General features: G+C 38.4%; 12 protein-coding genes. 7 read left to right on the top strand and 5 right to left on the bottom strand.

Going from position 1 to position 13116, the window contains the following annotated elements; translation table 11 throughout:
- Positions 1 to 16 precede the first annotated feature (16 nt).
- The gene (gene gloB / locus PL9214_RS06835; protein ID WP_072718049.1) at positions 17 to 790 is read right to left on the bottom strand and encodes a hydroxyacylglutathione hydrolase; all 774 of its coding nucleotides are present in this window, start codon (positions 788 to 790) and stop codon (positions 17 to 19) included.
- 131 nt (positions 791 to 921) lie between these two features.
- On the opposite strand from gloB, the gene PL9214_RS06830 reads away from it, so the two are divergent.
- Together PL9214_RS06830 and PL9214_RS06825 are read left to right on the top strand one after the other, a co-directional pair.
- Positions 922 to 1131: a hypothetical protein gene (locus PL9214_RS06830; protein WP_072718048.1), complete on the top strand. Its 210-nt coding sequence runs from the start codon at positions 922 to 924 to the stop codon at positions 1129 to 1131.
- A 141-nt stretch (positions 1132 to 1272) separates the two neighbouring features.
- A complete protein-coding gene (locus PL9214_RS06825) occupies positions 1273 to 2478 on the top strand; it encodes a glycosyltransferase (protein WP_072718047.1) in 1206 nt (401 codons plus the stop codon).
- Between the two features lie 21 nt (positions 2479 to 2499).
- Here the strand turns inward: PL9214_RS06825 and PL9214_RS06820 are convergent, their stop codons facing one another.
- Both PL9214_RS06820 and PL9214_RS06815 read right to left on the bottom strand, forming a co-directional pair.
- Positions 2500 to 3552 (bottom strand): acyltransferase family protein, encoded by a 1053-nt coding sequence (locus PL9214_RS06820; protein ID WP_367400314.1) that lies wholly within the window; start codon positions 3550 to 3552, stop codon positions 2500 to 2502.
- Positions 3553 to 3592: 40 nt separating this feature from the next.
- Complete coding sequence (locus tag PL9214_RS06815; RefSeq protein ID WP_072718045.1) at positions 3593 to 5287, bottom strand: glycosyltransferase family 39 protein; 1695 nt, start codon at positions 5285 to 5287, stop codon at positions 3593 to 3595.
- 31 nt (positions 5288 to 5318) lie between these two features.
- Between PL9214_RS06815 and PL9214_RS06810 the strand changes: the two genes are divergently transcribed.
- The 5 genes from PL9214_RS06810 (at position 5319) to PL9214_RS06790 (ending at position 11798) form a co-directional block, all read left to right on the top strand.
- On the top strand, positions 5319 to 6494 hold the full coding sequence (locus tag PL9214_RS06810) for a glycosyltransferase family 4 protein (RefSeq protein ID WP_072718044.1): 1176 nt from the start codon (positions 5319 to 5321) through the stop codon (positions 6492 to 6494).
- A gap of 76 nt (positions 6495 to 6570) precedes the next feature.
- Positions 6571 to 8586, top strand: coding sequence for an ABC transporter ATP-binding protein (locus tag PL9214_RS06805; protein ID WP_072718043.1), 2016 nt, complete (start codon positions 6571 to 6573; stop codon positions 8584 to 8586).
- 193 nt (positions 8587 to 8779) lie between these two features.
- On the top strand, positions 8780 to 9745 hold the full coding sequence (locus PL9214_RS06800; RefSeq protein ID WP_072718042.1) for a glycosyltransferase family 10 domain-containing protein: 966 nt from the start codon (positions 8780 to 8782) through the stop codon (positions 9743 to 9745).
- Positions 9746 to 9814: 69 nt separating this feature from the next.
- Complete coding sequence (locus tag PL9214_RS06795; RefSeq protein ID WP_072718041.1) at positions 9815 to 10789, top strand: Npun_R2821/Npun_R2822 family protein; 975 nt, start codon at positions 9815 to 9817, stop codon at positions 10787 to 10789.
- Positions 10790 to 10880: 91 nt separating this feature from the next.
- The gene (locus PL9214_RS06790; RefSeq protein ID WP_072718040.1) at positions 10881 to 11798 is read left to right on the top strand and encodes an Npun_R2821/Npun_R2822 family protein; all 918 of its coding nucleotides are present in this window, start codon (positions 10881 to 10883) and stop codon (positions 11796 to 11798) included.
- A gap of 100 nt (positions 11799 to 11898) precedes the next feature.
- Here PL9214_RS06790 and PL9214_RS06785 read toward each other — a convergent pair whose 3' ends face one another.
- Positions 11899 to 12540 carry a YqiA/YcfP family alpha/beta fold hydrolase gene (locus PL9214_RS06785; RefSeq protein WP_367400266.1) on the bottom strand — a complete coding sequence of 214 codons (642 nt, stop codon included), beginning with the start codon at positions 12538 to 12540 and terminating at the stop codon, positions 11899 to 11901.
- Between the two features lie 72 nt (positions 12541 to 12612).
- Positions 12613 to 13026, bottom strand: coding sequence for a Spy/CpxP family protein refolding chaperone (locus PL9214_RS06780; protein WP_186440300.1), 414 nt, complete (start codon positions 13024 to 13026; stop codon positions 12613 to 12615).
- Between the last annotated feature and the right edge of the window lie 90 nt (positions 13027 to 13116).

Genomic DNA, 13116 nt, shown 5'->3' with positions numbered 1-13116 from the left:
CTACAAAATATATTCTTTAAAATTGATCTTTCATTCCTCGCAAACGAGCAAAGGTTTGGATCGGATCATGACTCTTGACTGCGGTTTGCAAACTCGGAATATCCCAACGTAAAAACGGGTTAGTGCGTTTTTCTAAACCCATATTTGAGGGAATGGTCGGTTGATTTTGACTGCGAGCTAACTTGACATCTTGGAAACGATTGTGTAATTCTAAGTTGTCAGCATCTACCGTTAAAGCAAATTTTAAATTATTGAGGGTGTATTCGTGGGCACACCATACTCTGGTCATATCGGGTAAATTACGGAATTGAGTTAGGGAAGTCACCATTTGTTGAGGAGTTCCTTCAAATAAACGACCACATCCCCCAGCAAATAAAGTATCCCCACAAAATAACTCCCCAAATTCATTGGCATTTTGTGGCGGAAAATAATAGGCAATGTGGGCTTTTGTATGACCCGGAACAAACAAGATATGCCCAACTTGATCGCCAAATTGAACCTGATCCCCTTGTTTTAAAAAGACCTTTTGGCCTGGAATTCTACCTCGATCTTCTACACCCCCATAAACTGTAAGATTGGGATAGTGTTGGATCAGTTGGGTATTTCCGCCAACGTGATCACTGTGATGGTGGGTGTTAAAAATTGCAACTAATTCGGCTCCTAATGTCTCCAAATGTTGTAAAACAGGATAGGCTTCTGCTGGGTCAACAACGGCGGCAATATTCCGATGGGGATCATGCAGTAAAAATATATAATTATCAGAGAGGGCTGGAATTCGTTCAATTTGCATAAAAAGCAATCTCCTGGGATGATTTGATCAGGGTTTAGAAGAGTTAATTTTCTGTGGGGTGTGCGTCAGTAGTTTAGCAAATCTCCTCGCAAAATGAGTTAAGGCTTAAATTAAGAGAGGTAACAATTGAGATGCTCTGGACAATTCAAACTCGCTCTAAAATCTCAATTACTCAAATGACGGATCGAATTATCAATTCTGGTCAACTTAGTCATTCTGACTATTTGAGGTTAACCTCTGCTATTTTATCCGATAAAGATATTACTGAGCCTGAACGCAACCAGATTAATCGAGTTTTTGATTATGTGCAAACAGGTCGGCTCAAATTTAATGATATGTGATTTTTAGTTAAGGGAAAAATAGGGTGCGGGGAACAGTTTGTCAGGAGAATTATGGGATGAGCTTAATGATCATTTAGTTTTCTTCTTAAAGCCAATTAATTATCGATTCAATTCAATCAGACATTAATGAGGTAAGACCCGATGAATTTGCCTGAAATGAATACCCTTCTTCCTGTTCCAACAGGGCCGTTACAAATTCCGACACAAGCCACTATTCCAACGGAATTAGGTGAGTTTGCGATTCGATTATCCTTGGTCATTCCTACTTATAAGGAAAGCGAAAATGTTCGGGCTATTGTTCAACAATTAACTCAGTTATTAGAAGCAACAATTCCGAATCAATATGAGTTAATTATTGTGGATGATGATAGCCCGGATTTAACATGGAAAGTTGCAGCAGAGTTAATGCCAGAATTTCCTCAACTGCGGGTAATGCGACGTCAAGAAGAACGGGGATTATCAACAGCCGTTATCCGAGGTTGGCAAGTGGCAAGAGGGGAAATTTTAGGAGTTATTGATGCAGATTTACAACATCCTCCCGAAAGTTTATTACAACTTTTAGGAGAAATAGAAAAGGGTGCAGATTTAGCCGTTGCCAGCCGCCATGTTGAAGGGGGAGGCGTCAGTGATTGGAGCGTAATTCGGCGGTTTTTATCGAGAGGTGCACAGGTTTTAGGATTAATTATATTACCCGGTGTCATTGGTCGAGTGTCTGATCCAATGAGTGGGTATTTTATGGTCAGACGGGAAGCAATCGCTGGAAAAACCCTTGATCCTATTGGCTATAAAATCCTGATTGAAGTGTTAGGTCGGGGTCAAATTCGTTGGGTGGGAGAAGTCGGTTATGTTTTCCAAGAACGCTTAGAAGGGGAAAGCAAAGTCACTTGGAAACAATATATTGAATATTTACAACATTTAGTGAAATTACGGTTTGCCCGATGGCCCGTGATGCGGTTTTTGCGATTTGGAATTGTAGGGTTTAGTGGTGTTTTTGTCGATATGGGAGTGTTTTATCTCCTTTATACTGTTCTCGGTTTAGCATTAACCCGCAGTGCGATTTTATCCGCAGAAGTGGCAATTTTGAATAATTTCCTTTGGAATGATATTTGGACATTTGGAGATATTTCTAGCCATCAGAAAGGCATGGGAAAACGGGTTAAACGCTTTGTAAAGTTTAACTTAATTTGTTTATCGGGGTTAATTTTAAATGTCTTAATTGTTAATCTGCTGTTTAATGTATTTGGGATGAATGCCTACGTCTCTAAATTTATTGCGATCGCAATTGTCACATTTTGGAATTTCTGGCTGAATTTAAAATTGAGTTGGCGGGTAACGGAAGTGAAATGATGGTTAGTTTTGCAATTCTGTTTAAGAAGATAAAGGGGTATTTTTTAACCCCTGTTTAATCATCCAATTTCCAGCTAGATCAAACAATCCTCCTAATAAACAAGCGATCGCAATGACCACGAATAACCGTAACCAATAAAAGGAGATAAAACCCATTGCGACCCATAAAAAGGTTTCTAAGTTCATGTGAATTAGGTAAATTCCATAGGATGTACCACCAATGGGATTCAACCATCGTTTCAGGGCTGGTAAATAATTGAGCAGTTGAAATAAGGCAAAAAATTCTCCAATTCCTAGGAAAAAATCGGCATGAATTCTCAAAGCCATGAACGTTTCCTCCGATGCCCAATCACCAGCTAATCCTAACCCCCAAATAATGATCAAAATTCCCAACCATCGGCGTTGAAACAGTAGATTTCGACTCCAGTTCAATAAAGGCTCAGATAAAGAATTTCGTTCTAATAAAGCGATCGCTAAAACTATTCCTAAAACAAATTCAAATAACCGAGACGGAAAAAATGCTCCCCGCAATAATCGATCTATCACACTATCACTCAGGGGAAGAAAAACGATTAACCCGCGATAAAGTAAAGAAATAATAATCGAACTAATTAAGAGATTTTGCCATCCCCAGCGTTTCCCCCAACGAATTAAAAATGGAAAAATAAAATAAAGTTGAACGATTAATCCCACATACCACCAAGCCCCATTTAAGAAGGTATAAAAAGGCATAATAAAATTTCTCAAGGTTGTTAAACTGGCGAAAATAGCTGCTGCAATAGTTAATCCTCCTTGAGTCCAAACTTCTTGACCAAAAGGAACCCATTTAGGGTTAATCCAATAGATCAATAAAGCTAAACCATGAGCCATCCAATACAGAGGAAAAATCCTGAATAATCGCCGTTTCCAAAAGGGTATTAATGCTATAATATTGGGATTTTTTTGATTTTTTTGGTAAATTTTCCACCAAGAGGTCGCCAGTCCAAACCCACTTGCAATTAGGAAAATATGTACCCCCTGTTCTCCCATTAAACAAAAGAAATTAAGACCTCCTTCTAAGTAGGTAGGCTCTATAAAATGAAGTGTAAATTTTTCCCATATTTAACTTAAAACATTAAGAGCGTTGATAAACATTAACAGTAAATTCATCAAGATCCATCGTTCCTTGAAGTAACTGATTATTTTTAAGCTGATATTGAGATTGTAAAATCTTTTGAAGGGTTTCTCGTTCTGCTGCTGTTGTCGGTTCAGACCAAACAGGTTCAGCAACTTCTAACTCAATAATTCTTCCATAAGGTAAGGTTTGAGACGTTAACAATTTTTTCAAAGCAGGAGCCAGTTTAGCAGACTCTTGAGCCAATAAAGATACGGGATATGCAGGAGAAATATAATAAGCTAAACGGTTAACATGACCCCACGCTTTAGAATTCATGACAATTAAGGTAGGAGTAGTAGGTTCACTGGCAATAATATCAGAAATTTGATGAAACATTTGCCGAGATCTTAAACTATAGTCAGCAATACTAATCGTTAAATAAACCAGAATTAAACCCGTTGCTGTCAGACGATATAACGGTTCTTTTTTGATGCCTTGAATCAATAACGTAATCAATAATAAGCAACCCGGAAGAATAATCATCAAACTTCTTCCCCAACCAAACCCAATTGTAAATTTTTTACCAACAATATCAGCGAGTAACGCCAAGAATAGAGGGAAGATTCCTAAAATTAATATTGTCCCTAAGCGTCGATGTTCTCCCAGTTTCCACAGGCGAATACTGCCAATTGTAAAAACAATAATCCAGAAAACACCCGTACTTACTGCAACCCAAACCGGAATACTGGTAATCCAATCTCCTACCCCTAATTGCACCCCTAAAAGATAAGCAACATCTTGAAAATGCTGTACCATTGTGGCAAAAAAACCTGGAGGAGTGCTAAACCGTCCTAAGTCAGCATTCCGTAATTGTTGACGAGTTCCCCATAACACCCAAGGAACTGTAATTAATACTCCAGTTCCTAAACGTAAAGCGTGTTGCCACCAGTGATGTCGATCTAAGTATAAGACTAAAGCGGCTAAAGTGATGACCCAATAAGCAAATAAATAAAACGTTAAACATCCAGCCACAACAGAAGCGATTAATACCCCAGTCCAAAACAGTTGTCCTTTCCATTGCAGGGAAGCTTTAGTATTAATTGGAAAGCTTTGAGGATTAATCTTATCCACACCCATTAACTGAATTAAAGCCCAAGCACTTAAAATTGTCCATAACACTAATGGAGCATACATTCGGACATTCAGGGAGTGGAATAAAAAGAAAGGATTCGTTGCTAAGGCGGCTGCAAATAATAAACCGCCTCGATATCCGAACAAAGTTCGTCCTAAACCATAACCACAACCAATACTGAATAGACTCAGTAATGTGTTAAGACTGCGTTGGGCAATTTCGCTATTGCCAAATAACCGTAACCAAAAATGCTGACTGAGATAAAATAAGAAGGGATGAGGTTCTGCAATAATTCCTTTGAGCAGACTGACTAGAGTTCTTAAAATATCATCAAAACTAGACTCCGGTGGTAAATTCAGGAGTAGAGTATAATTAGCTAAAACAACAGGGACATCCTTGGGAGGAACATAAGCACTTTTCTGTCCGGTCGATAAGAGGAGGGATAATACTTCGTCGTACCAAAACTCACGGGTTCCTAAGTTGAGAACTCTAATAAAAATGCTAATGACAATTGCTGCAATTAGTAAAGTTTCGAGGGATAAAGATTTGGAAAAAAAACCTAATTTATTACCTTCTTTCATAAAAAGTTAACCAAGGATAGCCCGTTTTACTATGAAAGTTTCAATCGTGGTTGGTGATTTATCCAGTAGCGGAGCCGGAAGGTGGGGAGGAGCCGTTCGCCCCTTTTTACTGGCTCAAGCCCTGAAAAAAATCAACTGTGAAATCGAAATTGTCGGCTTCACTCAAGCAACAGATGAAACGTTAACCCTGAGCGAGGATATTCCGATTGTTTCTATCATCAAAGAAACTTATTATCCTCAATTTTTTAAATCTGCTCAACAACTGTTGCAGCAGATTACCGGGAACATCATCTATGCTTATAAACTCAAACCCACCAGCTTTGGTTTATCTTTATTCAAAAGATGGCAAACCCATCGTCCTGTGATTTTAGATATTGATGATTGGGAATTAAGCTGGTATGGGGGCGAACAATACCAATATAAACCTTCCCTCAAACAACTGGGAAGAGATCTACTTAAACCTGATGGTTCTTTAAGACAACCCGATTATCCTCTTTATTTAAAATGGATTGAACGGTTGGTTTCTCAAGCCGATTGTATCACCCTTCATACCGAATTTTTAAAGCAACGCTTTGGTGGCATTTATTTACCCAATGGAAAAGACACCACCTTATTTGATCCCCAGCGTTATGATCCAGAAGCCAGTCGCCTCCAGTATGGATTGAAGGACTATCGAATTTTAATGTTTCCGGGAGCACCCAGACCCTATAAAGGACTAGAAGATGTTCTGATTGCCTTAGAACAACTCAATCAAAAAGATATTAAATTGGTGATTGTGGGAGGAAGCCCCTATGATGAGTATGACGAGCAATTAATGCAACGATGGGGACAGTGGATCATTAAGTTACCAAAAACTCCAGCTATAATGATGCCTGAAGTGGTTGCTGCTGCCCATGTTGTTGTGGTTCCTCAACGAGATGTTCCCGCAGCGCAAGCTCAATTTCCATTAAAGCTAACCGATGGAATGGCCATGGCAAAACCGATTCTAGCAACCCAAGTTGGAGATATTCCTGAAATTTTGGGGGAAACTGGATATTTAGTCAAGTCAGGTTCACCCGAACAAATTGCTCAAACACTAGCGAGGATTTTTGATCATTTTGAAGAAGCCCAAGCAAAAGGTTGGAAAGCTCGGCAGCGATGTCTTGAGAACTACAGTATTGATGCAATGGCTGTTATTTTACAGGAGGTTATTGATAAACTGCATTAGAATTTAGTTGGAAGCTAGGTGTGGCACAGTTCAATCAATTTCCTAGCTAGGATGGGATTAATTATAAAACTTTAGTATGCTTAATAAAAACTATTTAGTTGAATATGCACGACGATATCCGATTAGGATTATCTTGACAATCTTATTAGGATTTTCTGGAGCTATTTTTAGTGGCGTTAGTACCACCTTAATTGTTCCGGTTGTCTTAAATCTCCTCGGTCAACAAATGGAAATGAAAGGTGCTCCGCCTTTCATTCAAAAGATCCTGGCTCCTTTTGGTGATGTTCCAGAACCTTATCGCTTGGGATTAATGGCAGGGGCCATTTTATTGGCGTTAATTTTAAAAAATTTAACCACCTATTGGAGTAGCTTAGTTTCCAGTTCCCTCGGTCGTGCCTTAACTTGTGATATGCGCGAAGCGGGATTAAAGTTACTGTTAGATGTGGATTTAGATTTCTATGCAAAAACAAAAGTCGGAGATTTAATTAACCAATTAGGGGGAGAAATTGCCCGATCTTCCAGTGCGATTGGGATTTATATTGGGATGTTTACCACATCGATCACGATTTTTGTCTTTGTACTCATTCTTCTCTCGATTTCTTGGCAACTCACCTTAGCAACAGGTTTATTGCTATTTATTGTCACTATTTTAAATCAATATATTATTGGAAGAGCCAAACAATCAGGTAATCTTCTGTCAGAAGCCTCCCGAAATTATTCAATTAAGCAGATGGAAGTTCTGAATGGAATTCGCTTGGTGAAAGCCACTGCTAATGAAAAACCAGAATATAAACAGCTTAAAAAGTTAATTCGGGAACGAGAAAAAGCCGATTATAAAGCTCAAATGGCTTCAGCAGCGATTGCCCCCATCAATGAAGTGGTGAATATGCTCGTTCTGTTAGTGCTAATTGTGATTGGGAAATTCTTTTTATCCCAAGATCAAATCACCGCATTATCCACGATTTTACTCACCTATTTGTTTATCCTATTTCGTACCTTACCTCTGATTTCTCAACTCAATAATGCTCGGAGTAACTTAGCTCAACGTGTGGCAGCGATTAACATTATTGGCGAGTTTTTAAGACGGGATAATAAACCGATTATGAAAATCGGTTCCATTTCCTTTACAGGACTTAAAGAAGGGATTCATTTTAATAATATTTCTTTTACCTATCCTGGTCATGACAAAATTGCCCTTCAGAATATTGACCTGTATCTTCCGCGTGGTACAACTTTAGCTTTAGTTGGGGGTTCCGGTGCGGGAAAATCCACCTTGGCAGATCTTCTTCCCCGATTTTATGATCCAACTGGAGGCTCTATAGTAATTGATGGTCAAAATTTACGAGATTTTGACTTACAAAGTCTAAGAAAATCAATGGGAATTGTCAGTCAAGATACCTTCCTATTTAATGCCTCCGTTCGAGATAATATCGCCTACGCTAAACCTGATGCCACTGATGAAGAAATTATTTTTGCGGCTCAACAAGCCAATGCGGAGGAATTTATTACTAAGTTACCCCAAGGGTTTCTGACCCCCATTGGCGATCGCGGGGTTTTACTCTCCGGTGGCCAACGTCAACGAATTTCTATCGCCAGAGCCATCTTACAAAATCCCGATATCCTAATTTTAGATGAAGCCACCAGTGCCTTAGATACGGTTTCTGAACGTTTAGTTCAAGAAGCGATCGATAAACTTAGTCATGATCGCACAACGGTTGTCATTGCTCACCGTTTATCCACCATTCAAAAAGCCAATCAAATCGCCGTTTTAGACCAAGGGTGTTTGGCGGAGGTGGGAACCCATGATCAACTTCTCGCCAAAGGCGGAAAATATGCTCAATTGTATACCCTGCAATTTGCTGATGAAGCCAGTCGTGATCGCGCCATTATTCGCAGTTCCTATGAGGTACGCAGTCGCCTGAACCCCATGATCGGTTTCCTGCAATTACTCGCCGATGAGTTAGTTGATGATCCAGAAGAACGGCAAGAACTTCTGAATGAATCCTACCGTTCAGCAACGTTTATTCTAGATAGCCTAGAATTTATTGAACAAAGTGTAAAAATTCGCTTAAATAGCAAACTTTTGAATTAAATTAAACTTATAATGAAGGAATTTATGTTATGCTAAAGCCAAATTTTTATCTGTTCAAAGGGATATTCAGAAAATCTGGAATTTTCTCATTAGTTGTCTGAGGAAAACCGGATTGCTAAAATTTTAGCTCACATTTCAGAAACGATGCCTATCCCTCTTAATTACCGTATAAATCATTCAATTATAATAAACTATGACTGAAAAAATTGTTGGCATGATTACCAGCTATCCCGGCTTAAACCAAAGTGATTGGCTTTGGCAACAAACACCTTATAGTTTTGGCAAGTGGGGGAATATTAGGATTCAAGCCAATCATCCTCAGCCAGATTTTTTGTTACTTTATCAATTTGATTTTTGGAAACCCGTTAAGAAATTATCGTGGAAAGGACGCTTAAAACAAACCTTTAAACCTAAACCCCCTGAACCCGATATTCGAGAAAAGTTTAGAGGTGTTCCCAAAGACCAGATAATTTATTTATTGAGAGAACCTCCCTTAGATGAAGTTGTCGGAAATCATAAAAGAAATTATGAAATAGCGAAACAGTATTGTGGTTACGTTTCTGGCCCCGATGATTTAGCCCCAACACCGGATTATATGCCAGCGATTTGGTATCATAGCAATGGCTTTCGCGAGTTAAATGAAATGAATTCTCCTGAAAAAGTGAGACCTTGTAGTTGGATTACATCAGGGGTTAGTCGCACCGAAAATCATCGGAAACGATTAGATTTTTTGAAAGACTTACAATCTAAAAATGGGGAAATCGATTTCTATGGTCGGGGGTTACCCACTTGGGTAAAAGCATCAGGAGAATTAAAAAATAAATGGTATGGAATGGCTCCTTATTATTACAATTTAGCCATTGAAAATTATGCCGATAATGATTGGTATGTGAGTGAAAAACTGTGGGATTCTTTACTGGCTTGGTGTCTTCCAATTTATTATGGAGGGCCAGCAGCTGATCGCTTACTACCTCCAGGTAGTTTCTTAAGATTACCCAGTTTAGATGAACAAGGAGTATCCTATATTCAGGAGGTGATTAGCAGCCCTGATGCTTGGTTTGAAGCCCAAGCTGCGATCGCAGAAGCCCGACAGATTATTTTACACAAACTGAATTTATTGAATTGGTTATCCGAGTTTAGTGAAGAGTTTAATCTCTAATTTACTCAATCTTTAATGCTCGGCTACCATCAAGTCAACAATTTATAGAAACAAAACAGAGGAATCAGTATGCAGGGAATTTATACCCTTGGGAATGATGTAGTTTATGATCAAATCGTAGCACTACTCAACAGTATTGATGCAAATTCAGGCTCAGAAATCCCCGTTTGTGTCTTTCCCTTTGATGACAGACTAGAACGATTAAGCGCGGAAATCGCACGGCGTCCGAATGTCAGTTTATATGATAATCAAGAGGTTATTGATTACTGGGATCAATTTATAGCTGGAGTCCGTCCCCCTAGCGTCAATAAAAAATATAAAATTTCTGGCCTTCATCGTCGCTTTTGTGGTTTTAATGGCCTCTTTGAGCGTTTTGTTTACATGGATGCTGATACATTATTGATGAGTCCGCTTGATTTTGTTTTTAAAAAATTAGATGAATATGATTGTGTTGTTTATGATTTTCAGCATTTTTTTCCTCAAAGGATTTATAACCTTCAATCCCCTAAATTAACCGAAATTTTTCCTAATCAAGAGTTCATTGATTCTCAAATCTTTTGTTCGGGGTTTTATGCAACGAAAAGAGGGCTATTTGATCAAGAAAAATGTAAATGGTTACTGTCCCATTTGCAAGAGGACGGAGAGTGGGAACTTCTTTACCCAAAAGGCGATCAAACCGTTTTAAATTATATGTTCATGCGTTCTGGAATGCCCATTTACAACTTTGGTTATCAGTTACCAAAAACCAGCAGAACAGGGAATAGTGTAACCTCTAACCATTTTGAAGAAAAAGATCATATTATGTATGATAAAGGCAATCGCTTAACTTATCTTCATTACATTGGGATTATGCCAAGCGTCATGGAAGCGGTCTGTAAAGGTAAGAATGTGGATTTTCCCTACCGAGATGTGTTTTTACATTATCGCTATTTACATGAACCTGAAAAACGCCCCGTCTTTACCACTTCAGGCGTTCCCTATAATGCAAGTTCCAAACCGAGTCTTGTTAAGCGCATTTTGCGAAAATTAAACTTAAGTCGTTAAGGAAAAGCGATTAATAATTCTCCTCCTTACTCATACTATCAATTAGAGGCATCTTTTTCTAATTCCTTTTTACGAAATTGAGGACATTTTTATGACTCGTGGGATTTATATTACGGCTAATGATAAATTTACAGATCAAGCGATCGCCTTACTGAATAGTATCCGCGCTTACGATAACGAAACCCCCGTTGTTTTGATTCCCTATGATAACAATTATCATCAAGTTGCTGAACGTTTACAACAAGATTATGGTGTACAAGTCTATGAAGATTTAGACTTTATTGAACGACTATCTATCAAACTTCAACAAATTTTCGGAGAAAAATTCTTTGCTCGTCCGAATCAATTTCGCAAGCAAGCTTGCTGGTTTGGGCCGTTTGATGAATTCTTATATATTGATACCGATATTGTTGTTTTTGAAAAAATAATTGACAATCTTAATTATTTTTCAAACTATGATTTTCTCTGTTGTGATTATCAACACGCTGGCGGATTAACTAACGTTTTTACCCCCGAAATTTACAATGTATTTAGCCCAGAAGAATTAAAAGATATGTTTAATGGAGGCTGGTGGGCTTCTAAGAAAAACCTAATTTCAGAACAGGATTTATATGAAACCTTTGCCGAATGTGCAGCCCACCCAGAATATTTTGATTTTTCTCAAAAAACGTCAGATCAACCTATCATTAATTATATGATTTTAAAGCGGATTAAACGGCGATTTAATTTAGTCTTAGGAGAAAATAAAGGGCCGGGAAATTGGGCAGGAAGCCAGAATTTTAAACGGGATGGATATCGTTTAATTGATATAAATGTTAATCAACCCCTGCAATACCTCCATTGGGCAGGAATTCGCATTGAACCCGGATGTCCCTATTGGGATATTTGGGAATATTATCGATATTTACATGAACCAAAGCCCGACATTTTCCCGCCCTCTCAACCCGTTCAAAATCCTTTTCAAAAATTTATTAAAAAACTCAAAAACCAATTTCAATCATTCTTCTAATATGAAATCCTTAAATTAGTGCTACAGATGGTAAGGGAACAGGTAACATGAGGGAATAGAAAAAAGTTATTAGCTACCCGACAAGTATTTGTAGCAAACATTAAAGAATGGAATATAAAAAACCCTGGATTTCCTGCCAAATTTCACCTAAAACATTATCCAAACTATGATCACTATTTAGTTCAATTAATTTTACCCAAGGTCTTGTTGCTGCATAGTTTCGGCTGGCTTGAATTGGGATAACTTCATCCTGAATTCCATGTAGGATTAAGGTCGGAATTTTACGCTGTAACTGTTCATCAGGATATTGAGATAAATCTTCTAAAAATTGATAGCTCAAGGGTAAATTCTGTTTTTCTGCATAATGATAAACAGATAAATACCCTTCAGATTTCCATTGTTTTAATTTTTCAGAGCCTAATTTTGGAAACCATTCTGATGAAAAATTAAAAGCGGGAGCTAGTAAAATTAACCGATCAATGGGAAACTTTTTTTCAGCCAACCAAGCCGCTGTTAATCCTCCAAAACTTGACCCCATAACTACAAAGGAAGAAGTATCCGGGGAAAATTCAGCTTCAATCTGTTGGAGTTGTCGAGTTAACGTTAAATGGGAAAAATCCCCGTGATTCAAATCAGGAATGTTTAAATTAATCTGGAGGGATGCAAAGCGATCGCGCAAATATTGAGCTTTTGTTGAAAAAGGGCTAGATGCAAACCCATGTAAATAGATGTAAGTTGCCATCTTCATTCCATCCCTATCAGTGATTTGATTTCTGATTTTATCCCTTAGAAGTTTAGCCCGTTTTTCCAAATTTTAGCGATCATGACGTGGATTTTGACGGCGTTCTTGCATCAAATTTGCCAGTTGATTTCGCTGTTCGGGGGTTAAAACTTCTCGCATCTTCAACATCATATCAAACTGAATTTGTCCCATTTGTTCTCTTAAAACCATCAACTGATCATGGGTCTGACGAAGCTGACTTTCTGAAGCATTCCCCGCCATTAACCCATTCAATTCCTGCTGAAGTTGACGCATTTGTTGTTGATGTTGCTGCATTTTCCCCTGATATTCTTGGCGAATAGCTTGGAGTTGCCGTTGTTGTTCAGGGGTAGGATTCAGTGCATTCATGAGTTGGTCTGAACGCTGATTCATGGGGGGTTGATTCGGTTGAGCTTGGGCCTGTGTTCCAGCCATCCCAGGAGTTGAACCTGCGAACAGAGTAGTCATTGACAACCCCAAGATTGTGGCTAAAGTACGGGAAATTTGATGACGGAGGAACATAAAATTACCTGGAAAAAGTATATCTGATTGTAGTCG

Origin of the sequence: Planktothrix tepida PCC 9214, from assembly GCF_900009145.1 — a bacterium.
Classification (GTDB): Bacteria; Cyanobacteriota; Cyanobacteriia; order Cyanobacteriales; family Microcoleaceae; genus Planktothrix; species Planktothrix tepida.
Note: the sequence above shows the minus strand (reverse complement) of the source record. Positions and strands in the feature narration are given on the sequence as shown.